This is a genomic window from Kribbella sp. NPDC048928 (genome assembly GCF_043197975.1).
Lineage (GTDB): Bacteria > Actinomycetota > Actinomycetes > Propionibacteriales > Kribbellaceae > Kribbella.
The window spans coordinates 145,160-168,173 of sequence record NZ_JBICUC010000010.1; the positions used below are offsets into that span (position 1 = coordinate 145,160).

Here is a 23,014-nt window from a genome sequence, read left to right on the forward strand (position 1 = left end):
AGGCCAACCGTGCCCGAACCTGTCACCGCCGTCTACGAGATCGAGACCGCCGGACCGCTCGAACGCGCCGCCGAAGTGATGGCGGGGGAGCAGTCCAGTGGCACGTTCCTGCGGGTCGCCCGGGAGACCGACGACCTGCGGGCCCGGCACGGCGCGACGGTCGTCGCGGTCGAGGAGCTGCCTGCGAGCGGCCGGCCGCCGCTGCCCGGGATGGTGGGTGACCCCAACGAGGTGCGCCGCGGCCGGGTGACGATCGAGTTCCCGATGCTGAACTTCGGCCCGTCGATGCCCAACCTGATGGCCGCGGTGGCCGGCAACCTGTTCGAGCTTCGCGATGTCGGTGCCCTCCGCCTGGTCGACCTGGACCTGCCGATCGAGTTCGCCGAGCGCTACCCGGGGCCAAGGTTCGGCGTCGACGGCACCCGGCGGCTCCTGGACCGGCCGGACGGCCCGATGATCGGCACGATCGTGAAGCCGAGCATCGGACTGACCGGCGAGCAGCTGGCCCAGCTCGTCACCGAGCTCGGCGAGGCCGGGATCGACTTCATCAAGGACGACGAGCTGCAGGGCAACCCGCCCGGGCTGCCGCTTCGGGAGCGCGTCCAGGTGGTGATGGGCGCGCTGAAAGCGGTCGCCGACCGGACCGGCCGGATGCCGATGTACGCCTTCAACATCACCGACGACATCGACCGGCTGGCCGAGAACCACGACGTGGTGCTCGCCGCCGGCGGGTCCTGCGTGATGGTCTGCGTGAACCTGGTCGGCCTGGCCGGGCTCGAGTACGTGAGCCGCCGGTCCCAGCTGCCCGTCCACGGGCACCGGGCGATGTACGGCGCGCACGCCCGCTCGCCGCAGCTCGGCATCGACTTCCGCGTCTGGCAGAAGCTCGCGCGGCTGGCCGGCGCCGACCACGTCCACACCAACGGCTTCGCGAACAAGTTCTACGAGACCGACGACGAGGTGCTCGCCTCGATCAACGCCGTACGTCAGCCGCTCCTCGGCGGCTACCAGGCGCTGCCGGTGCTGTCGTCCGCGCAGACGCCGGGGCTCGCTCCGCTGACGTACGAGCGCACGCGGACCACCGACCTGCTCGTGCTCGCCGGCGGCGGGATCCACGGTCACCCGGACGGCTCCGCGAGCGGCGTCCTCGCCATGCGGCAGGCGTGGGACGCCACGCTGTCCGGAGAATCCCTCGACGACCGGGCCGCCAAGGTCCCGGCGCTGGCGACGGCTCTCGACACGTTCGGCAGAGTCTGATGGTGTTCGCGGGGTTCTACGGCGACGACTTCACCGGATCGGTCGACGCGCTGCTGCAGTTCCGCCGCGCCGGCCTGTCCGGGGTGCTCGTCACCGCACCGGACCTCGCGCTCGATCAAGAGCACACCGACGTAGTGGGCATCGCCGGAACGGCGCGCTCGTTGCCGACCGAGCAGATGGCGGACGAAGTCCTGCCCGCACTCCGGCGGCTGCGCGAGTTGGCGGCCCGCATCATCCAGTACAAGGCCTGCTCGACCGCGGACTCGGCACCGCACACCGGCAGCATCGGGCGGGTCCTCGAGCTGTCCGCCGACCTCTTTCCCGGTCCGCCGGTGCCGATCGTGTTCGCGCAGCCCGATGCGGGTCGGTACACGCTCTTCAGCCACCACTTCGCGCGCGACGACGGCACCGTGTACCGCCTCGATCGCCAGCCGACGATGAGCCGGCACCCGGTGACGCCGATGACGGAGTCCGACCTGCGACTGCACTTCGGCGCGCAGACCGAACTCGAACTCGGCGCAGTGCATTGGCCGGCGTACGGCGACCTGCCGGGACTGCTCGCGGATCAGACCGCGGCCGGTGTCGTCTGCGATGCCGCCAGCGACGAGGACCTGGACCGGCTGGCAACGGCGATCCTGACGGGCGCAGGACAGCGGTTCGTCATCGGCTCCGGAGGAATCAGTGGCGCGCTTGGCCGCCAGGCGCCCGTCGCCCGCCGACTGCCACCACTCACCACAACGATCGCACCGGCCGCCGGCCCAACCCTCGTGCTGAACGGCAGCCGTTCCCAACTCACGCGCCGCCAGGTCGACGCCGCGGCCGGAGCCGGCTGGCTCGTGCTGGACCTCTTCGCTACCGATACCCCGGAGCGTGTCCGCACGGCGACCGGCAGGGGCGTTCTCGTGGATTCGGTGGTCGGCGGGCGGAAGGTGCCCAGCGCAACCATCGAGGAGGCGCTGGCCGCGATCGGCGACGACTCCCTGCGACGCGATCCGAACCTGCGGCTGGTGCTGTCCGGCGGCGACACCTCCGGCAACGTACTGCGGCGGCTCGGTGTCGAGCAGCTCCGGATCGCCGCCCGGCCCTGGGGCAACGTCGCCCTCTGCCACGCGAGCGGCGCGGCCCTGCCGCAGCTCGAAATCGTGCTCAAGGGCGGGCAGATGGGACACGCATCGCTCTTCGACGACATCCGCACCGGGCAGCCGCTGCCGGTGGATCCCTGGAGGCTCACTTGCTGACCGACACCAGTTCCAGTCCGTACGCCCGACTCACCTCACTGCCCGCGAACGCCGTGACGCTCGACGGCGACGGCCCGCTGGCCCGACTGCACCGGCGCGCCCTGGACGTGACGGTCCCGTCGATGGGCGCGATCATGTTCGACCCCGAGGTCGCGCACGCGTACGAGAATTTCCTGGTCGCCGCGGGGGAGGCGACCGGTGAGCACGACGGCCCGCCGTTCATGGACGGCGACCTGTACAAGTATCTCGAGGCGGCGACGGCGACGGTCGCCGAGAACGGGAACGCCGAACTGCGCGGCATCATCGACCGGTCGGCCGCGGCGATCGCCCGTGCGCAACGCGACGACGGCTACCTGCACACGAAGACGCAGATCGCCCGCGGCCACGGCTCCGACGTCGAGCCGCTCGCGGTCGGGACCGACTTCGAGACCTACAACTTCGGTCACCTGATGACGCTGGCGTGCATCCACCACCGCGTGACCGGCGAGGAGACACTGCTTGCGGTCGCGCGCCGGATCGCCGGCTACCTCGCCGTACAGAGCGAACAGGGACCGGAGCGGCTCGCCGAGTGCAACGTCTGCCCGTCGCACTACATGGGAGTCGTCGAGCTGTACCGCGTCACCGGCGACAAGCAGTACCTCGAACTGGCCGGCAAGCTGCTCGAACTGCACGGCGGCAAGGGCGAGGCCGGCACCGACGACAACCAGGACGTGCTGCCGGTCCGCGATCAACGCCGCGCCGTCGGGCACTCGGTGCGCGCCAACTATCTGTACGCCGGAATGGCCGACTACGCGGTCGAGACCGGGGACGAGACGGTCGTCTCGGCGCTGGACAGCATCTGGGACGACCTGGTCTCGAGCAAGCTGTACGTCACCGGTGGGTGCGGCGCGCTGTACGACGGGGCGTCGCCGGACGCGGATCAGGACTACTACTCGATCACGAAGGTGCACCAGTCGTACGGGCGGCCGTACCAGTTGCCGCAGACAACGGCGTACAACGAGTCGTGTGCGTCGCTCGGCCTGGTGTTCTGGGCCTGGCGGATGCTGGTGCGGACCGGCGATGCGCGGTACGCCGACGAGATCGAACGCGTGCTCTACAACGCGCTGCCCGCGATGATCGGGGACGATGGTGCGACGTACTTCTACGTCAATCCGCTCCGCCAGGTCCGTAACCTGACGTACCCGCTGCGGCGGCCGGGCGACCCGAAGGACGTCGCGCCACCGCCGTCCGAGGAGCGGCTGCGGCAGGAGTACATGCAGGCCTGCTTCTGCTGCCCGCCGAACATCGCGCGCGTGTCCGCCGAGCTGCCGTACTACGTCTACGGCCAGGGCGAGGACGAGCTGTGGATCCATCAGTACGCCGCGGGTGAGGTCAGCACGAGCTTCGCGGGCGTCCCGGTCACGGTCAGGCAGGAGACGGACTTCCCGGTCAGCGGCGACGTCCGGTTGCACGTCAGCGCCGACCGCCCGGTCCAGGGCCGGCTGCGGATCCGCGTACCGGGATGGGCCGACGGGATCGAGATCGACGGAGTGCCGGCGGAGGCCGTGGACCGTGGATACGTAGTCATCGATCGCGAGTGGCACACCGACACGGTCGACGTACGGCTGCCGCTCCGCCCACGCGTGCTCACCGCGCACCACTTCGTAGAGGAGGCCACCAACCAGGTGTGCGTCACGCGCGGACCGGTCGTGTACTGCGTGGAGAGCGCCGATCTCCCCGACGGCGTCGGCCTGGAGAACCTCGGCGTCCCGCAGACCACCAAGATCAGCGAGACGCCCGGCACCGGCCTGTTCGCCGGCCACGCCCTGCTCAGCGCGTCCGCCGCCGTCATCGCAACACCGCCGCAGAACCACCTGTACGCCGAACTGGATCCGGCGCCGGCCCGTCCACTGGACATCCAACTCGTGCCGTACGCCCTCTGGGCGAACCGCGGTCCCGGCGAGATGTCCGTCTGGCTACCACTGATCCGGACCTTCGAGGAGGCCGTCGCATGACCGCGGAACCGCTGATCGGCCTGCAGATCGGGGCCATCTCGTTCGTCGACGAAGGTGTCGACCTGATCGACACACTCGCGGACAAGGCCGGCGTGACGGCACTGTTCGTCGCCACCCAGGCCTTCGACCGGGGCGTGCAGGGACGCCAGATCCAGGGCCGTCCGTACCCGGGCCATGGGCCTTCGGAGTTCGACGAGGACCACTGGGGCGGCTCGTACGTCACCCAGCACGCCGAGCACTATCGCGGAACGGTCCTGCAGCCGTACCGTGCGGCGGATCGTGACGTCGACGGCTTCGACGTACTCGCCAATGTGTTGCCCAAGGCAAGAGAACGGGGGTTGCAGACCTACTCGTTCGTCCTGGAGAACAGCCACTCCGGACTGGCCAAGTACGTCCCCAACTGGTCGAAGGTGCTCCAGCTCGACGCGTGGGGCCGGACCGACAGCTACGCCTGCGTGCGGAACCCGGACTACATCGCGTGGTGGCTGAGCCTCGTCGAGGATCAGGTCCGGCACTACGAGCTGGACGGCATGATGTTCGGCTCGGAGCGCAACGGTCCGCTCGGCAACGTGCTTGAGGACGGTGGGTTCGCCCGGGACGGACGCCCGTACTGCTTCTGCCCGCACTGCGTGGCGGCGGGGGAGCGGCGCGGCATCGACAGCCGTCGCGCCGCCGATGGGTACGTGAAGTTGTACGAGCTCGCGCGCGGCGGGGACGATCCTGCGGCGCCGGGCGACTCGAGCCTGGTCCGGTTCCTGCGGCTGCTGCTGACGTACCCCGAGATCATGGCCTGGGAGCAGCTCTGGCACGAAGGCTACGAGGAACTGCAGAAGCGGGTGTACGGCGCCGTGAAGTTCCTCGCCCCCGACGTACAGGTCGGATGGCACGTCTGGCACCACAACACGTTCTCGCCGCTGTACCGCGCGCAGATGGACTACACACGGATTCGGCAGTACGCCGACTTCGTCAAGCCGGTGATGTACAACAACTGCGCCGGCTACCGGCTGCACCACCACATCTCCGCGTGGCGGCGCAGTATCTTCCGCGAGATCGACGAGCAGACGGTGTACGACCTGTTCCGGCAGTCGCTCGGCTACGACGAGGCGATGCCGTTCGCCGATCTCCCCGCCAACGGCCTGTCCACCGACTACGTCCGCCGGGAGACGGCCCGCACCGTGCGCGCCGTCGACCGACAGGTCCGCGTCTATCCCGGCCTGGACGTGAACGTCCCGACGCCGGCGCACGTCAAGCAGACCGGTCCCGACGAGATCGCCGCCTCGCTGACCACGGCGCTCGACGCCGGGGCCGACGGCGTCATCCTCTCCCGGAAGTACTCCGAGATGGACCTCGGCAACCTCGAGGCCATCGGCAGCACGCTCCGTCGTCGGCGCCAACCCTCAGCATGAACCAGCGCAAGGAGACCATCGTGAACACTGCATTCGGTACTACATTCCGCAAGCGCCGGGTGACCCTCGCCGGTGCCGCCCTCTGCTCGCTCGCCCTGACCGTGACCGCCTGCGGAGGCAGCGGCGGCGGCGCGGGCGGTTCCGGCGAGGTGAAGGACGGCAAGGCGCTCTCGATCCTGGTGACGACCGAGAACACCTCCGTCCCCGCCGAGCTCAAGTCGCTTGCCGCAGGCAAGTGCCAGACCGAGGGCAAGGACCTGCCGGTCGACGTGCAGCAGTCGCCGAGCTCGGACATCCAGCAGAAGATCCAGCTGCTCGCCGGCCAGGGTGCGCTGCCGACGCTGTTCGCGGCCGGCAACTCGTTCATCGACAAGGGCGGTGACCTGCAGAAGAACGGCCAGGTCATGGACCTCGAGCAGACCATTGGCGACAAGGTCACGCCGGCCGCGAAGTCGACGCTGCACCAGCTCTACAGCGGCACGATGCCGTCGCTGCCGTTCCAGTACAACATCGAGGGCATCTGGTACAACAAGAAGCTCTTCGCCGATCAGGGCATCACCGAACCGAAGACGTGGACCGAGCTGCTCGCCGCGGCGGACAAACTGAAGGCTGCCGGAGTCACCCCGTTCACGGCGTCCGGCAGCACCGGCTGGACGATCAGTCGCTGGGTCGGTGCGTACCTGTTCCGCTCGCTCGGTACGAACGCGTTGCTGGACGTCAAGCAGGGCAAGGCCAAGCTGTCCGACCCGCAGTACGTCGCCGGTGCGCAGGCGATCCAGGACCTGGGCAAGAAGGGCTACTTCACCGACGGCGTCACCGGGATCGACTACGACACCGCGAACAACCAGTTCCTCACCGGCAAGGCCGCGATGATGTACATGGGCAGCTGGATGCTCGGCCCGGTCAACGATCCGAGCAAGAACAAGATCGGCACCGCGGTCGGCTTCATGCCGTTCCCCGCGGTCGACGGCGGCAAGGGCGACATCAACGCCTACCCGGCCAACACCGGCGCGCCGACCTCGGTGAACCCGAAGACGTACGGCCCGAAGACACAGGCCTGGGTGAAGTGCATCGCGAACAACTACGCTTCCGATGCGATGGAGAAGACCGGCACGTTCTCGGGTTTCGTGATGGACCACAAGGTCGCGAACCTGCCACCGCTGACCGCCGACGTCCAGAACCGGATCGACAACGCGAAGTCGACGGTGCTCTGGTTCGAGGCGCTCTTCAACAACAAGGCCACCCAGGACTCGGGCGGCTACTCGGCCAAGCTGCTCACCGGCGGCATCTCGGCCGCGGACTACATGGGCATGCTGCAGAAGGACCTCGACACCGCGGAGTAGAGGGAGGGGGAGCAGAAAGGAGACGCACGGCATGGAATCCGTACTCGGCAACAAGAAGGCGGTCGCGATCCTGCTCGGACCGGCGCTGATCGTCTTCCTCGGGGTGATCGTCGTCCCGGTCGTCTGGTCGTTCGTGTACAGCCTGTACTCCGGGAACGTGATCCGCGGCTTCACGTTCGTCGGGGCGCACAACTTCGCCCGGCTGTGGTCCGATCCGGAGGCGCACAAGGCGCTCTGGTTCACGGTGAAGTACGCACTCGTGGTCACCGTGGGCCAGATCCTGCTCGGGTACGCACTCGCCCTGCTGTACGTCTTCGTGCTGCGGAAGGCGTCGACGCTGGTCCGGACGATGGTGTTCTTCCCAGTGGTGCTGCCAACGGTTACGGTCAGCCTGCTGTTCACGAGGTTCTTCCAGTACGCGCCGACCGAGGGCCCGATCAACTCGATCCTCGGGGCGATCGGCGCCCAGCACGTCGACTTCTTCGCCACCGGCGGTACATCGTTCCTGGTCCTGGTCGTCATGGACCTGTGGCGGACGCAGGGTTTCTACGCCGTTCTGCTGTACGCCGGCCTGGTGGAGATCCCCGACGCGGTGCTGGACGCGGCGCGGGTCGACGGTGCGGGCGGCTGGCGGCTGGTGCGCCACGTCGTCGTACCGATGTCGTTGCCGGTGCTGTTCTCCGCGGTGATCTTCAGCTTCAACTCGTCGCTGAAGGTGTTCGACTCGGTGCTCGCCCTGACCAAGGGCGGGCCCGGCAACGACACCACCCCGCTGAACCTGTTCATGTACAAGACGTCGTTCCTGAGCACGGACTACGGCTACGGCAGCACGATCGCGCTGCTGATCACCGTACTGTGCCTGGCCGTCACGCTGGTGATCTTCCGATCGTCGCGCCGTGACCTCACGAAGGGGTGAAGGCATGACCGACGGGTTGATCGCGCGGTTCGCGACGAAGGGCCTGACCCGGGTGCTGGTGGTTGTCCTACTGCTCGTCGTCTGTTATCCGATGTTCTGGATCCTGGCGACGTCGTTCAAGAAGCAGGACGAGTTCCTGAACAAACCGCTGTGGTCGATGCCGGACCACCTGAGCCTGTCCAACTACACCGACGCCTGGACGAACGGTCACCTCGGGCACAACGCGCTGAACAGCGTGCTGGTGACGGTGCCGTCGCTGGTGATCATCCTGGTCTTCGGCTCCGCGGCGGCGTTCGCGCTCGAGGTGATGGTGTGGCGCGGGCGGAGCGCGACGTTGTTGCTGATCGTCGGCGGCATCATGGTGCCCGCCCAGATCATCCTGCTGCCGCTGTTCACGATCTACTTCCGGCTGGGGTTGTCGAACACGCTGTGGCCGTTGATCATCACCTACGTCGGGCACGGGCTGCCGTTGACGGTGTTCCTGATGGCGACGTACTTCCGGGGTGTGCCGCGGGAGATGTACGAGGCGGCCGTGATCGACGGTGCCGGCGTGTACCGGATGTTCTGGTCGGTCGGCGTACCGATGGTGCGCAACGGCCTGTTCACGGTGGCGTTGCTGATGTTCTTCTCGATCTGGAACGACCTGCTGATCGCGCTGACGTTCAACGTCGACCGGAACCTGCAGACCGTGCAGGTCGGCCTGCTGAACTTCAGCGACGAGTACGGCTCGCTGCAGTACGGCCCGCTGTTCGCCGCGATCAGCATCACGGTGTTCTCGGTGCTGCTCGTCTATCTGTTCATCAACCGTCAGGTGATGCGGGGCCTGACCGCTGGGTCGGTGAAGGGATGATCATCGACGGGCACACCCACGTGTGGCCGCGGTGGCCGTACGAGCCGGCTGTTCCGGACGACTCCTCGCGTGGCAGTTACGAGAACTTGTTGCACACGATGGACGCGGCCGGTGTGCAGCGGGCGTTGCTGGTGAACGCGCGGATCACGCGGAGTGCGGACAACAACGAGTACGGGGCCGCGGCCGTTGCGGCGCATCCTGATCGGTTCGCGCAGGTCGTCGATCTGGACGGCCGGTGGGATCCGGCGTACCACACGCCCGGTGCGGCCGATCGGTTGCGCGGTCTGGTCGAGCAGTTCCGCCCCGCGGGTGTGTCGCACTACCTCGCGCCCGAGAACGACGGCTGGCTGCGATCCCGTGAAGGCCGCGCAGTGTTCGAGGTGGCCGCGGAAGCAGGGCTGTTCGTCAACTTCGCCTGCGCTCCGACGTGGCAGGCGGACTTGCGCGCGGTGGCGCGCGAGTTCCCGTCGGTGACGATCCTCGTGAACCACCTGGCCGGGGTGACGCTGTGGCCCGGCGGAGTCGAGGAGGCCTTGGAGATGACTGTGAGCGCGGAGGACCTGCCGAACCTGATGGTGAAGGTGTCCGGGTTTGCCTACGGCACCGATCGTCCTTGGGGGTATCCGAACAGGCAGGCGCTGGAGGTGGCTCGGGCTCTGCACGATTCCTGGGGTCCACACCGGTTGGTGTGGGGCTCGGACTGGCCGTCCGTCGTCGCGCACCTGAGCTATCGGCAGTCACTCGAGATCGTCCGCGAGCATGCGACGTTCATCGACTCCGCCGCGCTGCCGCTCGTGCTCGGCGGCAACCTCTCGCGCGTCCTGTCCCGGGAGGTGGTGGCATGAGCGAGCGCCGTACGGTTGGGATTGTCGGGACACGTGCATCGTGGGAGCGGTACGTCGAGCCCGCCTCGGTCGAGCGCCTCCGTCGCGTGGCCGACGTACGGTGGCTCGAGTATCCGGGGACCGACCGGCAGTCCGGCCCGCCACCGTCGGATCCGGAATCGGTCGCCCGGCTGCTCTCGTTCGTCGCGGACCTGGACGCGCTGGTGGTCGGGTACGGCGCGCCGCGGGTCACCGCAGACGTACTGGCCGCGGCTCCACGCTTAATGGTCGTTGGTGACACCCACGGTGATCGTTTCGCCGCCCGGGTCGATGTCGCGGCCGCCGCTGCAGCCGGTGTCGCGGTGGTCGACACCACCAATGGCTCATCGGACCCGGTGGCCGAATGGGCGCTGGCATTGATGCTGATCGGGCTCCGCAACGCCGGTGCGCACTTCCGTCGCCTCGTACGCGGCGAGCTGCTCTGGCCGGACCGGACCGTGTTCCAGTCCGACCCCGGTTATCTGCGCGGGGAGCTGACCGGCAAGACCGTCGGCCTGATCGCGGCCGGGCTGATCGGACGACGGTTGATCGAGCTGCTCCGGCCCTTCGGTGTCCACGTACTCGTGTCCGATCCCGGCGTACCGGATCTGCTCGCCGGCGTGTACGACCTCGACCTGACCGACCTCGACACGGTGATGGCCCGGTCGGACGTCGTGGTCTGCCTCGCGCCGTTGACCGACCGGACGGCGGGACTCGTCGGGCCGGCCCAGATCCGGGCGATGCGACCCGGCACGGTCTTCGTGAACGTGTCCCGCGGCCCGGTGGTGGACTCGGACGCGCTGGTCGAACGGCTGCGTACCGGCGACCTGATCGCGTGCCTGGACGTGTTCGACCCGGAGCCGATCCCGGTCGACTCGCCGCTGCGGTCGATGGACAACGTGTTCCTCAGCCCGCACATCGCGGGCGTCACCGCGCAGTGCGAGCCGCGGTTCTTCGACCTGATGGTCGACGAGCTCGAACGCGTCTTCGCCGGCTACCGCCCACGCTTTCCGCTCGTACCCCGAAATGCCCAGTAAGATCGCGCGCATGTCCAAGGCTGAGATCGACCGTCTGACCACCGAGTTCCTCGGCGCCTTCGACAACCGGGGAGGTCAGGCGCCGGACGTCGACCGGATCCGGAAGTTGATGCTCGCCGAGGGCGTGATCGTGTGCACCGCGCCGCAGTTCAACGTCTACGGCGTGGAGGACTTCATCGAGCCGCGCCGGCAGTTGCTCACCGACGGCGGGCTGACCGAGTTCTCCGAGTGGGAGGTCACGGAGCGAACCGAGATCGACGGCGATCTCGCGGTCCGGTTCAGCACCTATGAGAAGTCGGGCGTCCGCGACGGGGAGGCATTCGAGGGTGGCGGCAACAAGACCATCCAGTTCGTACGGTCCCCGGAGGGCTGGCGAATCTCGGCGGTCGCCTGGTACGACCATGCCTGATCAGACCAGGCTCGCACCGCCGCCGCGGAACTGTCCGAACGCGCCAGGCCCATGACAGTGTGCCCGTGCGCCAGCAACTCCGGGAACGATGATCCAGCTCGCGCAGGCGAGTTCCGGCTGTTCTTCGCCGTGTACGGCCGAGCCCGAAGGCCTTCGCTGCCACCTCGACTTCTGGCTCTGCCGCGACCCTCGTGCTCGCCACCGTCCGCGGCCTCCTCCTCGACCTCCTCACCACCGGCGACCGCGCCCGCGTCAACACCGCAGCCGCCGCCTTCCTCACAAGCCTCGAGCCCTAGACCGGTGCTCTGAAGGACGGTGCTCTGAAGGACGGTGCTGCGAGGAACGGTGTGATCGTGGCGGTGAGGGCGACCGGCTGCTCGAGCGGGACGAGGTGACCGCAGTCCGGCACGGACGCGCGCGCGAGATCGTCGGCGTACGGGACGAGCTGCGCGTGGATCGCGTCGCCGACGATGCCACCACTGATCGCCAGCGTCGGCACGGTGAGCCGAGACGTCGCCACGGCCTCTTGGATCTGCGCGCCGCTCGTCCCCATCGCACGGTAGTACTCGAACCCGGCCCTGAGTGCCTCGCGACCGGTGTATGCGGCGATGAAGTTCTCGCGGGTGTCGGCGCCGATGTCCTGCCGTACGCTCGGGCCGCTCAGAAACCAGTCCAGATACTCCGCCTCGTGTCCGAGCAGCACGCTCTCCGCCAGCCCCGGCACCGCGTGGAACCCGAACCACCACGGCGGACTGAACGTGCTCTCCACTCCCGGAAGCACACCCTCCATCAGTACAAGCCGCGAAACCCGGTCGGGATGCTGGAGGGCGGCCAAGAATGCTGCGGGCACGCCGGCATCGATCGCGACGACTGCCGCGCGCGTGATGTCGAGGTTGTCGAGCAGTTGGATCAGGTTCGAGGCCAGCGCACCGGCGTCGGCCCCACCCTCGCTCAGGTTGCGGAGACTGGGCGCGATGACAAGGTGATCCGTCGACAGCGCCGGGATGACCCGATGCCATAAGTACGGCGTATGTGGCCAACCGTGCAGTAGCACCACAGCTGTCCCGCGACCGGTGACCAGAACATCCGGCTCTCGAGAACCCATGCTGTAACCGTCCTTCAGTAGGTAACCTTTGGTTACCGACAAGCCTGAGCGGCCGATCGAGCAGCCACAAGAAGGCACTTTCGCGAAAGGTGGTGACCTGACGGTGACCGACCGCAGGGGAGATCTGTTCTCGGTGGAGTGCCCGACGCGGCATCTGCTGGATCGGATCGGGGACAAGTGGACGTCGATGACGGTGAAGCTGCTGGCGGAGCGCTACCCGGACTCGGCGCGGTTCTCTGAGCTGCAGCGCGCGATGCCGGGGGTCAGCCACAAGATGCTCTCGCAGACCCTGCAGCGCCTTACCGCTGACGGACTTGTCACCAGACGTGTCGAAGACTCGGTTCCACCGGCGGTCCATTACGCCCTCACCGCACTCGGACGTTCACTCGACGAGCCGCTCGCGATCCTGCGCGAGTGGGCCGAAACCCACATGTCAGAGATCGAGCGCCACCGCGCGTCTGCCGGCCGCTGACCGTCTTCACGATTCATGGTCCCTCCGGGGTGTGTGGTTGCTGGTCTGGTGGCGTGGGAGTTGGTGGGTGCCGGTGTGGTCGACGTGGAAGCGGAATCCGTGGGGGCTGGTCCATTCGATGGCTCCGTTGGGCAGGCGTCGGTTGCGCCAGCCGCCGTGGGTTTTGGCGCGGTGATGGCGTCGGCTTTGCGGTATGAGGTTGTCGGTGCTGGTCTGCCCGGGTTTGTCTGATGGTCTGGTGTGGTTGTAGGGGGTGACGTGGTCGAGGTCCATGGAGGGAGTGGCTTCGGCGGCGCCGTAGGGGAACATGTCGGTGGGGTGGCGCAGGCGTACGCGTTCGCGGATCCGGTCGGGGATTTCGTAGGCGTGGACGCTGACTTGGTCGTGGAGGTCGATGACGGGTTTGACGGTGATGTGGTCGTGGCCGAGGAGTTCGGTGAGCTGGGTGGCGAGTTGTGGGCCGAGTTCTTCCACGCGGAGTACGCCGTTGCTGGTGGCAAGGGTTTTGTCGGTGAGGTGTACGTAGACGGTGTGGCGTCTACGTAAGCCGGTCCCGGCTCCTAATCCGTGGGTGTAGGCATCCTGCTTGATCGCCGCGAGGCGCGCCTGCAGTGATCCCGCCATCGCCAACCACGTAAACCGATCCGCGTCATCAGCTGCACCGCGTTCGTTTCCTGCACCGTGCTCGTCTCCCGCACCGCGTTCATCACAGGGCTCGTTGCCGAAGGTGGCGTCGGTGTCGCCTGTGGGCTGCGGAGGCTCGGTGGCTTGAGCAGCGGCGGCCTTGGTGCGGGCCAGGTGGCGGGCTACCTCGATGAGGTGGTGGGCTGCGGCGGGGTCGGCGATCCAGCCGATGGCTTTGGCTCGGCGTTCGTCGAGGGAGGTGGTGTCGCCGAGGGTTTTGAGGGCGCGGGCGAGATCGTCGATGGTGGCGTCGAAGCGGATGACGTCGCCGGCGGCGGCGCGGACCCAGATGCGTTTGGTTCCGTGGTCGTCGCGAGCGTCGGTCTGGGCGACGAACACGCCGCGGGTGCGGGCGGCGGCTTCGGCGCGGGCCTGGGCGAGGTCGGGGTCGGCCTCCCAGACGGCGGCGGTGGTGATGGTGGTGAGTTTGCCGGGCGTGATGGTGTTGATGATGGCGGCGACGCGGGCGTCGACGATCGCGCAGGCCTCCAGGGACAGTGCGGCGCAGGCGCGGGCGATCTCGCGGGCGCGCCAGGCGATCGCTTCGCCACCGAGCACTGCGGCCCAGACGCGCGGGAGGCGGTGGCGCAGGGTGAGGGCCTCGCCGATCAGTGACCCGGCGGCTCCGGTCGACATGCCGAGCACGGCGCCGAACTCGATCACCGCGAACTCCGCCACCCCTGGACAGCCCTCGCCACCGTAGCCACAGATCCGTTCACTGCCCGGCACCGCGTCACGCGCGACCCGTGGGAGGGTCGCGTGGCGATCGGCGAAGGCCAGTGCCGCCTGCAGGACCCGTACCGCGGCGTCCCTCTCGAGCTGGACGAACTCGCCCGCCGCGGCCAGCAGGTCCGCGGTCGACAGCTCATCGAGATCACATCCGAACATGTGTTCTATTCTAGATCACGAAACGATCACCGCCAAATCCACCAAACCCCAGAATCCCTTACGTGTAAGGAAGATCGGGTGTGGTCGAGCGGCAAGTAAGTATCAGTTCCGGCCGATCTGTGGTCTGGTGGGGCACCGGCCGGCGGTCGAAGAATTGGTTGTATGACGACGATCTCCAGTGACTACGCCCTGACCGACACCGAGCGGCTGGCCTTCGAGCGCCGGGGTTTTCAAAAGCTGCGTGGTGTCATCGATCCCGAAGAGCTGCGGCCGTTCGCGGACGAGATCACCGACCAGGTCATCCGGCTGAACACGCAGAGCCTCCCGCTGGCGGAGCGCGATCTCTACAGCCGTGCGTTCCTCCAGGTGACGAACCTCTGGCGACAGAGCGCGCTGGTCGAGAAGTTCGTCCGGTCGACAGATCTCGCGCGCCTGGCCGCGGACCTGCTCGGCGTCGAGTCGGTCCGGCTGTACCACGACCAGGCGCTCTACAAGGAGCGCGGCGGCGGCATCACCCCGTGGCACGCCGACCAGTACTACTGGCCGCTCTCGACCGACCGTGCCGTGACGATCTGGATCCCGCTCCAGGACACCCCGCTGGAAGCCGGCCCGCTCAGTTTCGCGACCGGCAGCCATCGATTCCAGTACGCGCGGGACCTGCCGATCAGCGCCGAGTCCGAGCAGCGGATCGCCGAGCTGATGCTGGAGCAGCAGTACGCCGTCGACGCCGGACCGTACGCGCTGGGCGATGTCAGCTACCACCTCGGCTGGACGTTCCATCGGGCCGGCGAGAACACTGCGGACTTCGCGCGCCGGGTCATGACGATCATCTACGTCGACGCCGGCATGGTGATCGGCGAGCCGCGCAACGACAACCAGGTGAAGGACCTGGCGGCGTGGGCGCCGGGGCGGAAGCCGGGAGACCGGCTCGACACCGAACTGAACCCGGTGCTCTATCCCTGACGAGGTCCCTCACGAGATCCCTGACGAGATCCCTGACGAGGTCCCTGCAGAGTTCCCTGGCGACGCCGGCGGAACTCGCGCGGCGTCCGCCCGGTCTGCCGCCGGAACTCGCGATTGAAGTGTGCCAGGTTGGGATACCCGCTGGCCCCGGCGATCGAGGCCACCGAGTCATCGGAGTCGGCGAGCAGGCGGCAGACGTTCGCGATCCGGGACCGGTTCACGTGCTCGGAGATCGTGATTCCGGTCTGCCGGCGGAAGAACCGGCTGGTCGCGGACGGGGACAGCGCGGCGACCCGGCCGAGCTCGGCGAGGCTGACGCGCTGGGGCAGGTTCGCGGCCAAGTGGTCGAGGATCGCCTGGAGCCGGTCGAGGGACTTCTGGTCCGGCAACGGGGTGTACCCGGCGCTGGCGAGGCGTTCGCGTGGGGTCGTCCCGGCGAGCTCCACGAGCAGGCCGAGCAGTCCGACCGTACGGCGGGCCGCGTCGTCGTGCCGCAGTACGGACCAACTGTCCTCGCCGCAACCGGGGATGGCGACGCCGGTCTCCGCATCTGCGAGCAGCAACCGGAGCGTCTCGAATTCGGGACGTTCGACCAGCTCAGCGCCGAGCAGCCCCGGCGGGAACTGACAGACCAGCGCGCGGCTCGGCGTACTGGAAACGTACGCGTGCGGGAGGTTGGAGCCGACCAGTACGACATCGCCGACCGCGAACGGGCGGACGCGGTCGCCCACCATCACCGAACCCGAGCCGGCCGTGATCAGCACGGCCTCGAGTTCCGGATGGTAGTGCCAGAGGTACGTGAAGATCCCGGTCCGCTCGAACAGCCGCCAGGACTGCTGATCCGGCGTCTCGAGTCGCTCGAACACCGCCGGTCGCATAACCCGATGCTACAAAGCCGGCGAACTTTCTGAGGAAGGGACCTATCTGAGGGTGGAGCGGCTTCGAAGGCTTTGTCAGTCGTCCGTGAGGAGGGCCGATGAAGGCTTGGAAGCCGTTGTGGCGGTGGTTGGCGGCCAGTACCGCACTGGTGGTGCTGGTGGCGGTCGCGATCGTCGTGTTCGGGCCCGGCAACAACACGTCGCCGAGCAGCGCAGCACCACCAAAGACATCGCCGTCAGAAGCATCACCGTCGAACGCACCGCCGCCGAAAGCGGCTCCTGGGGACGAGGCGCTCGTTGATCGGATGCTGGATCAGTTGCGGGCCGGCAAGCCCGTCGAGCCGCAGTTCGCGGCCGGTGACAATCCGGCCGCCGGGGTGCCGATCGAGGCGATCAAGGCGAAGCCGGGCGAGCAGTTGCGGCTCGGTCGCCTGCAGATCCCACGTCTGAAGGTCGACCAGCCGTTGAACAACGGGGTCGACGAGGCGGCGCTCGTGAAAGGCGTCGGGCACTGGCCCGGTACGCCGCTGCCCGGTGCTGCCGGCAACAGCGTGATCAGCGGGCATCGCAGTACGCACGAGAAGCCGTTCCTGTATCTGAACAGGCTCCGGCCCGGCGACCCGATCGTGGCGACGATCGGCTCGACGCGGACGACGTACAAGGTCGTCCGGGTCACGATCGTGCCGCAGGCGCAGTACGTGAAGTTCGTGCTGCAGCAGCCGAAGGACCCAGCCACGAAGCTCGTCACCTTGTTCGCCTGCAACCCGATCACCGCCCACTACCAGCGCATCGTCGTCCAGGCGCGCGCGGCGTGAACGAATTCGAGCCGGTCCGAGGAGGAGATACCCCTGCAACGAGTCGACGGGGACCTGAATCGATCCATTTGAGGAGAGTCATGGGTATCCGCACGATTTTCGGGGGCCGTCCGGTCCTCGAGTTCCGCGACGAGCAGAGCCGGCGCAGCTTTCTGCGCAACGCCGCGCTCGTCGGTGTCGGTCTCACGTACGCCGCGACGCGGGCCGGCGATCCGGTCGCGTTCGGCAGCTCCGGGAACGCCGATCGCGGGTTCGGGAAGGAGGCCGCGAAGAGCGACCTGGACATCCTGAACTACGCGCTGACGCTGGAGTACCTGGAGTCGGCGTTCTACACCATGGGCCTGAAGGCCAAGCTGCTCAAGGGCCGGGAGCTCGAGCTGATCGACCCGATCCAGCAGCACGAGGCCAATCACGTGACGGCCGTGAAGACGACCATCCAGGATCTCGGCGGCAAGCCGGTCGCCGCGCCGAAGGTGAAGTTCCCGGCGGGTACGTTCGCCAGCCGGGCCGCGTTCCTGAAGACGGCCGGCACCTTCGAAGAGCTCGGTGTGAAGGCGTACCACGGGCAGGTGCCGCTGGTGAAGGACGGGCACATCCTGGCCGCGGCCGCGTCGATCGCGGGAGTGGAGTCCCGGCACGCGGCGATCATCGCGCAGGTGTCGGGCGGCAACCCGTTCCCGGCGCCGATCGAAGCCCATCTCGGGATGGCGCCGGTGCTCAAGGCCGCCATGCCGTTCATCGCCAAGTAGAGGAGGACAGCTGATGACTGACACCGTTCGTGATCTGATCCACGGCAACGCCTCCCTGGTGGCGCCGGGTGCCGCGCTGGGCGCGCTGACGCACGGCTTCGAGCTGACGAGTGCGAAGGACTTCTCCAGCGACGTCGAGGTGCTCAACTACGCGCTGACGCTGGAGTACCTGGAGGCGGAGTTCTACCGGCAGGGTAATTCCGCCGGGCTGCTGAAGGGTCAGGAGAAGAAGTACCTGATGCAGATCGGCGCCGACGAGGCGTCGCACGTCGCGACCGTCATGTCGACGGTCCAGAAGCTCGGCGGTACGCCGGTGGGCGCGCCGGCGGTCGACTTCGGCGGCGCGTTCGACAGCCGGAAGAGCTATCTCACGACGTCGCACATCTTCGAGAACAAGGGTGTCGGCGCCTATCTCGGGGCTGCCGGTTTCATCAAGGACAAGATGATCCTGCAGGCTGCTGCGGGCATCTTCGGTGTCGAGGCCCGGCACGCAGCAGTGGTCGGCAACCTCCTGGGGCTGAAGGCCGAGGGCGGCGTCTACATGGGCTCGACCGAGGTCGGGATCCCGAAGGCTGACGTCCTGAAGGCGGTCACGCCGTTCCTCCAGGACCCGGCAAAGGTCGCCGCCGCGATCACGTACTAGCAGGCGAACCTGCCCCGGGCGCCAGCGGTGCCCGGGGCGTGGCGTCGGCAAGGCGTTCGAGGGACTGTTCCCAGAAGTGGGCGTAGTGGTTGAGGCGGGACTGATGGATGCCGGCCTGGGTGAGGATCAGGTGGGCGCCGTGGCGAGCGGGGACCACGTCCACCAGGACCGTGGTCGGGCTGTGTGGTGGGTCGTTGAAGGTCGCCTGGAAGTAGTGCGGCGGCTCACAGGCCGTCACGATGCCCGTCTGCTGTGTGTGCGCGCCGGTCGTGACCAGGAAGCCGCCGTACTCCGTGTCGCTCAGCACTGTCAGACCGAGCCAGCCGCTCAGGAGGTCCGGCTTGGTGATCAGGTCCCACAGGCGGTCGGCGTCACAATTCAGCATCCTGACATACCTGAGCTGCGGCGCCCGGGGTGTCCGTACTGCATGCGTTGTTTGCGCCATGCCTGTCCTGTGCCCACCGCTCGGGGTGGATAGTCGCCGGTACTACAGCGCGTCGCGGGCGTAGACGATGTACGCGGCAGGCGCTCCGATCAGGAGCGTCGCGGCGAGCAGCAGGATCAGGATGTCGCGCAGGCGCTCGACTCCGAGGGACGTCGCGTAGAACGAGTCGGGGTTGCGCCGGTCGTACACGACGTCGACCTTGTCGCCGGTGTGCCGGGCGCGGCTCCACAGTTGCAGCGTCTGCGTGGTGGTGTGGAACGTGCCGTCCGGGGCCTTGAAGCCGATCGTGACCTCGGTGCGGCCGCCGGTTCCCTGTGGCTCGGACGGGAGTTTGCGGGTGGCAACGATCTGACCGACGGCGCGTTCCTGATGGGCGGACAGGTCGCCGAGGTCGTTGATCCGGTGAATGCCCCAGATCAGCGTCAGCACGCCGACCGAGAACATCACGACGGCCATCAGCGTGAACACGGTCCAGGTCGCGACGCTGCCGAGTCGCTTCCGGCGGGACAGCCGCCGCGCCGAATGCTGGGTGCTCACAGGATTTATGAAGCCTCAGCCCGCCGGTTCTGTCCATTCGAACCGGTGTGCCGTGTCGGCGCGTGAATCGGATGCCTGAAGCTGCCTGCGGCGAGCCCTTGACGAGCACTTCTGCGCAATGGCTAACTAGCGGCACCCGCCTGTCCGAGGAGACTCGATGCGCCTGCTCCGGTCTGCTGTCAGCGTGCTTGCCCTGGCCGCCCCGTTCGCCCTGATTCCGCAGGAGGCGCCGGCCGCGCCTCCCGCGCCGGCAACCGTCTCGCCGGAGCCGCAACAGCTCGTGCCGCGCACCGACGGCTTCCCGATCACGCCGGTGGTCGGCCTGGTCCGGACCGCGCGCACGGACGCCGACGCCGAGCGTGTCGTACGGCAGGCGCTGGAGCGTGCCGGGGTGAAGACGATCCGGACCACGGACGGCGCCGATCCGGAGACGCCGACGACGATCTGGCTCGGCCGCGACCCGGCGGTGCTCAAGCGTTTGCGCGTCCAGGACAGCACCGGGCTGCCCGCCGAGGGCTACGTACTGGCCGCAGGCGACGGTCAGGCGGTCCTGGACGGGGTCGACGGCGACGGTACGTACTACGCCGCACAATCGTTTGCGCAGCTGATCCAGGCCCGCCCGGGCCGCGACTGGCTGCCCGGCGTCGCGATCCGTGACTGGCCGGCGATGCGCTACCGCGGCGCGATCGAAGGCTTCTACGGCACGCCCTGGTCGCAGGCCGACCGGCTGGACGAGCTCAGCTATCTCGGCGAGCACCGGATGAACACCTACGAGTACGCGCCCAAGGACGACCCGTACCACCGCGAGCAGTGGCGCGACCCGTACCCGGCCGACAAGCTCGCGCAGCTCGCCGAACTGGTCACCCGCGCCCGGCAGAACAAGGTCGACTTCACGTTCGCGCTGTCGCCGGGGCTGTCGATCTGCTACACCTCCGACGCCGACTTCCAGGCCCTGATCGCCAAGTTCGAGGCGTTGTACGACGTCGGCGCCCGGTCCTTCAACGTCCCGCTCGACGACATCGACTACAACACGTGGCACTGCGATGCGGACAAGGCGAAGTACGGGACCGGCGGCGGCGCCGCGGGACGCGCGCAGAGCGACCTGCTGAACCGCGTGCAGCGCGAGTGGGTGGAGACCAAGCCGGACGTCGCGCCGCTGCAGATGGTGCCGACGGAGTACTCCAACGTCAGCGAGTCACCGTACAAGCAGGCCATCCGGGAGCAGCTCGACAGCGACGTGGTCGTGCACTGGACCGGCATCGGCGTCGTCCCGCGGACCATCACCGCGGCGCAGGCCGCCCAGGCGAAGGCGGTGTTCGGTCACGACATCCTCATCTGGGACAACTACCCGGTCAACGACTACGCCGCGGGCCGCCTGCTGCTCGCGCCGTACACCGGACGCGAGCCGGCGATCACCGACAGCGTGGTCGGCGTCATCTCGAACCCGATGAACCAGGCGGCGGTCAGCAAGGTCGCGCTCTACTCGTTCGCCGAACTCAGCTGGAACCCGGCCAAGTACAACGCCCAGGCATCCTGGCTGCGTGCGCTTGCCGAGCGTGCGGGCGGAGATCCACGGACGGCTGCCGCACTACAGGTGTTCGCCGACCTCAACACGTACGACGGCACGCTGCACCCGGACAGTGCCCCGGTCTTCGGTGCGGCTGTCGACAAATTCTGGCAGCTGTGGCGGTCCGGCCAACGGGCACAGGCGATTGCTGCCCTCCGGCCGAAGGTGAACGCGATCACCGCCGCGCCTGCCACGATCCGCGCCGGCGTGGTCGACCCGGCCTTCGTCGACCAGGCGGAATCGTGGCTCGAGGCAACCGAACTGTGGGGCCGCGCGATGGGTCGCGCACTCGATCTCCTGAACGCTCTGGACGCAGGCGACGGCGCCGCAGCCTGGACCGCACGGCAGGGGATGGGTGCGCTCGTCACCGAGGCGAAGGCGATCCGGGACAGCCGGCTGCCGCACAGCGGAACGTATCCGCGGATCGGCGAAGGCGTCGTCGACCAACTGGTCGCTGAAGCCGGCCGCGTCCACGGCCGCTGGCTCGGCGTCCACCCCGGCCGGACGGCCACCACCAGCCTCGGCACGTACCAGGACAATGTCGCTGCGCGGATGGTCGACGGCGACCCGAACACGTTCTACTGGAGCAACGGATCGCCGACCACCGGCTCCGAGATCCGCGTCGATCTCGGCGAACCGGCGACGCTCGGCGCGATCGCCGTGCTGATGGGCAAGTCGTCCAGCCCGAACGACTTCATCCGCTCCGGCGCCCTCGAGTACTCGCTCGACGGCACGCACTGGACCGAGCTCACCCGCGCGACCACCGCCGAGGTGCGGTTCACTGCGCCGGCCGGCATCACCGCGCGGTACGTCCGCTATCGCTCGTTGAGCGGCAGCGACTACTGGTTGGTCGTCCGCGAGTTCTCGGTCGAGACGATCGGTGGAACGAAGACGACCCTGACCGCCGGCGGCGCACCGGCGCCGGCCGCCGGATCGTCGTACCAGCAGGCCGTCGACGGCAGCCTCGACACCGCCTACGTCCCGGCGACGGCGCCGAAGGCCGGCGATGCGCTGACCGTCACGCTGTCGGAGCCCCGGGAGGTCGCCGGACTCACCGTCCTCCAGCCCGGCGCCGGATCGGCTGACGTCGAGGTACAGGTCGGGGGAGTGTGGCAGAAGGTCGGCGCGGTGTCGTCGGCGTACGCCGAGGTCCCGGTGCCGGATCTGAAGGCCGAGGCAGTACGGCTGGTCTGGACGGGCGGCACACCTGGTGTGGCCGAGATCGTGCCGCTGTGGTCGGACACGCCGCTCGCGTCCTTGAGCGTCGCCGAGGATCGGGCCGACATCGTGCGCGGGGTGGCGTCGACCTTCACCGTGGATGTCTCGGCGAACCGCGGTACGGACGTCAGCGGCACGCTGGCCGTCACAGCACCGGCCGGGTGGACTGCGGAGACCAGCGCGGCCGTCGTCGTCAAGCGCGGCTTCACCCAGTCCGTACCGGTGAAGCTGACCCCGCCCGCTGACGCAACCCTGGCCGACGTCGACATCCCGGTCACGTTCACCGCCGGTCAGACCAGCTTCGACGCCGTACTGCGAGTCGCCGTCCGCCCGCGGACCGGAACCACGAACGTCGCCGTCCACCAACCAGTCGTTGCCTCCAGCATCGAATCCGGTACGTCGTTCACCGCCGACCTCGCCGTCGACGGGAATGCCACCACCCGCTGGGCGTCCGGCTACGACGACGCGGCCTGGCTGCAGCTCGATCTCGGTACGTCGACGCACCTGGGCAAGCTCGTGCTGCGCTGGGAGACCGCGTACGGATCCGCGTACCAGATCCAGGTGTCCGACGACGCGAACACCTGGACCACCGCGACCGAGGTCACCAACGGCGACGGCGGAACCGACACCCTGTGGCTCGACACCACCGCCCGCTACGTCCGCTTCCAGGGCGTCCACCGCGCCACGCAATACGGTTACTCCCTCTACGAACTGGAAGCCTACCCAGCCATCTGATG

At 68.2% G+C, this 23,014-nt stretch carries 21 protein-coding genes; 16 read left to right on the plus strand and 5 right to left on the minus strand.

What is annotated here, in order from left to right:
- Positions 1 to 9: 9 nt before the first annotated feature.
- From ACGFI6_RS35740 to ACGFI6_RS35785, 10 genes are read left to right on the plus strand one after another with little or no spacing between them, the layout of a single operon-like run.
- Positions 10 to 1,257 carry a RuBisCO large subunit C-terminal-like domain-containing protein gene (locus ACGFI6_RS35740; protein WP_393126646.1) on the plus strand — a complete coding sequence of 416 codons (1,248 nt, stop codon included), beginning with the start codon at positions 10 to 12 and terminating at the stop codon, positions 1,255 to 1,257.
- The gene (locus ACGFI6_RS35745; RefSeq protein ID WP_393126648.1) at positions 1,257 to 2,495 is read left to right on the plus strand and encodes a four-carbon acid sugar kinase family protein; all 1,239 of its coding nucleotides are present in this window, start codon (positions 1,257 to 1,259) and stop codon (positions 2,493 to 2,495) included. Before ACGFI6_RS35740 ends, ACGFI6_RS35745 begins: the two co-directional genes overlap by 1 nt.
- On the plus strand, positions 2,489 to 4,489 hold the full coding sequence (locus ACGFI6_RS35750; protein WP_393126650.1) for a glycoside hydrolase family 127 protein: 2,001 nt from the start codon (positions 2,489 to 2,491) through the stop codon (positions 4,487 to 4,489). The genes ACGFI6_RS35745 and ACGFI6_RS35750 overlap by 7 nt, the downstream gene beginning before the upstream one ends.
- On the plus strand, positions 4,486 to 5,895 hold the full coding sequence (locus tag ACGFI6_RS35755) for a hypothetical protein (RefSeq protein WP_393126652.1): 1,410 nt from the start codon (positions 4,486 to 4,488) through the stop codon (positions 5,893 to 5,895). The genes ACGFI6_RS35750 and ACGFI6_RS35755 overlap by 4 nt, the downstream gene beginning before the upstream one ends.
- Positions 5,896 to 5,915: 20 nt before the next feature.
- Positions 5,916 to 7,238, plus strand: coding sequence for an ABC transporter substrate-binding protein (locus ACGFI6_RS35760; protein ID WP_393126653.1), 1,323 nt, complete (start codon positions 5,916 to 5,918; stop codon positions 7,236 to 7,238).
- A 31-nt stretch (positions 7,239 to 7,269) separates the two neighbouring features.
- Positions 7,270 to 8,154 carry a carbohydrate ABC transporter permease gene (locus ACGFI6_RS35765; RefSeq protein WP_393126655.1) on the plus strand — a complete coding sequence of 295 codons (885 nt, stop codon included), beginning with the start codon at positions 7,270 to 7,272 and terminating at the stop codon, positions 8,152 to 8,154.
- Between the two features lie 4 nt (positions 8,155 to 8,158).
- Positions 8,159 to 9,004 carry a carbohydrate ABC transporter permease gene (locus tag ACGFI6_RS35770; protein WP_393126657.1) on the plus strand — a complete coding sequence of 282 codons (846 nt, stop codon included), beginning with the start codon at positions 8,159 to 8,161 and terminating at the stop codon, positions 9,002 to 9,004.
- Positions 9,001 to 9,849 carry an amidohydrolase family protein gene (locus tag ACGFI6_RS35775; protein ID WP_393126659.1) on the plus strand — a complete coding sequence of 283 codons (849 nt, stop codon included), beginning with the start codon at positions 9,001 to 9,003 and terminating at the stop codon, positions 9,847 to 9,849. Before ACGFI6_RS35770 ends, ACGFI6_RS35775 begins: the two co-directional genes overlap by 4 nt.
- A complete protein-coding gene (locus tag ACGFI6_RS35780; RefSeq protein ID WP_393126661.1) occupies positions 9,846 to 10,904 on the plus strand; it encodes an NAD(P)-dependent oxidoreductase in 1,059 nt (352 codons plus the stop codon). Before ACGFI6_RS35775 ends, ACGFI6_RS35780 begins: the two co-directional genes overlap by 4 nt.
- A 10-nt stretch (positions 10,905 to 10,914) precedes the next feature.
- Complete coding sequence (locus ACGFI6_RS35785; protein ID WP_393126663.1) at positions 10,915 to 11,313, plus strand: DUF4440 domain-containing protein; 399 nt, start codon at positions 10,915 to 10,917, stop codon at positions 11,311 to 11,313.
- Between the two features lie 292 nt (positions 11,314 to 11,605).
- On the opposite strand, the gene ACGFI6_RS35790 is transcribed toward ACGFI6_RS35785, so the two are convergent.
- A complete protein-coding gene (locus ACGFI6_RS35790; RefSeq protein ID WP_393126664.1) occupies positions 11,606 to 12,418 on the minus strand; it encodes an alpha/beta fold hydrolase in 813 nt (270 codons plus the stop codon).
- A gap of 103 nt (positions 12,419 to 12,521) precedes the next feature.
- Between ACGFI6_RS35790 and ACGFI6_RS35795 the strand changes: the two genes are divergently transcribed.
- Positions 12,522 to 12,890, plus strand: a complete 369-nt coding sequence (locus tag ACGFI6_RS35795) for a winged helix-turn-helix transcriptional regulator (RefSeq protein ID WP_393126666.1) — start codon at positions 12,522 to 12,524, stop codon at positions 12,888 to 12,890.
- A 6-nt stretch (positions 12,891 to 12,896) separates the two neighbouring features.
- Here the strand turns inward: ACGFI6_RS35795 and ACGFI6_RS35800 are convergent, their stop codons facing one another.
- Complete coding sequence (locus tag ACGFI6_RS35800; RefSeq protein ID WP_393126668.1) at positions 12,897 to 14,237, minus strand: HNH endonuclease signature motif containing protein; 1,341 nt, start codon at positions 14,235 to 14,237, stop codon at positions 12,897 to 12,899.
- Between the two features lie 387 nt (positions 14,238 to 14,624).
- On the opposite strand from ACGFI6_RS35800, the gene ACGFI6_RS35805 reads away from it, so the two are divergent.
- Positions 14,625 to 15,425, plus strand: coding sequence for a phytanoyl-CoA dioxygenase family protein (locus tag ACGFI6_RS35805; RefSeq protein ID WP_393126670.1), 801 nt, complete (start codon positions 14,625 to 14,627; stop codon positions 15,423 to 15,425).
- Here ACGFI6_RS35805 and ACGFI6_RS35810 read toward each other — a convergent pair.
- Positions 15,416 to 16,303, minus strand: a complete 888-nt coding sequence (locus ACGFI6_RS35810; RefSeq protein WP_393126672.1) for an AraC family transcriptional regulator — start codon at positions 16,301 to 16,303, stop codon at positions 15,416 to 15,418. The two genes, ACGFI6_RS35805 and ACGFI6_RS35810, sit on opposite strands and share 10 nt — an antisense overlap.
- A 98-nt stretch (positions 16,304 to 16,401) precedes the next feature.
- Between ACGFI6_RS35810 and ACGFI6_RS35815 the strand changes: the two genes are divergently transcribed.
- The 3 genes from ACGFI6_RS35815 (at position 16,402) to ACGFI6_RS35825 (ending at position 18,510) form a co-directional block, all read left to right on the plus strand.
- Positions 16,402 to 17,118 carry a class E sortase gene (locus ACGFI6_RS35815; protein WP_393126674.1) on the plus strand — a complete coding sequence of 239 codons (717 nt, stop codon included), beginning with the start codon at positions 16,402 to 16,404 and terminating at the stop codon, positions 17,116 to 17,118.
- 80 nt (positions 17,119 to 17,198) lie between these two features.
- Positions 17,199 to 17,867 carry a ferritin-like domain-containing protein gene (locus ACGFI6_RS35820; protein WP_393126676.1) on the plus strand — a complete coding sequence of 223 codons (669 nt, stop codon included), beginning with the start codon at positions 17,199 to 17,201 and terminating at the stop codon, positions 17,865 to 17,867.
- Positions 17,868 to 17,880: 13 nt separating this feature from the next.
- Positions 17,881 to 18,510, plus strand: coding sequence for a ferritin-like domain-containing protein (locus tag ACGFI6_RS35825; RefSeq protein ID WP_393126678.1), 630 nt, complete (start codon positions 17,881 to 17,883; stop codon positions 18,508 to 18,510).
- Here ACGFI6_RS35825 and ACGFI6_RS35830 read toward each other — a convergent pair.
- Together ACGFI6_RS35830 and ACGFI6_RS35835 are read right to left on the minus strand one after the other, a co-directional pair.
- Complete coding sequence (locus tag ACGFI6_RS35830) at positions 18,500 to 18,895, minus strand: SRPBCC domain-containing protein (RefSeq protein ID WP_393126680.1); 396 nt, start codon at positions 18,893 to 18,895, stop codon at positions 18,500 to 18,502. The two genes, ACGFI6_RS35825 and ACGFI6_RS35830, sit on opposite strands and share 11 nt — an antisense overlap.
- Positions 18,896 to 18,997: 102 nt before the next feature.
- Positions 18,998 to 19,492, minus strand: coding sequence for a DUF3592 domain-containing protein (locus tag ACGFI6_RS35835; protein WP_393126682.1), 495 nt, complete (start codon positions 19,490 to 19,492; stop codon positions 18,998 to 19,000).
- A 157-nt stretch (positions 19,493 to 19,649) separates the two neighbouring features.
- Here ACGFI6_RS35835 and ACGFI6_RS35840 point away from each other — a divergent pair, with 157 nt between their 5' ends.
- Entirely contained in the window at positions 19,650 to 23,012 is a 3,363-nt protein-coding gene (locus ACGFI6_RS35840) for a beta-N-acetylglucosaminidase domain-containing protein (RefSeq protein WP_393126684.1), read from the plus strand.
- The last annotated feature ends 2 nt before the right edge of the window (positions 23,013 to 23,014 follow it).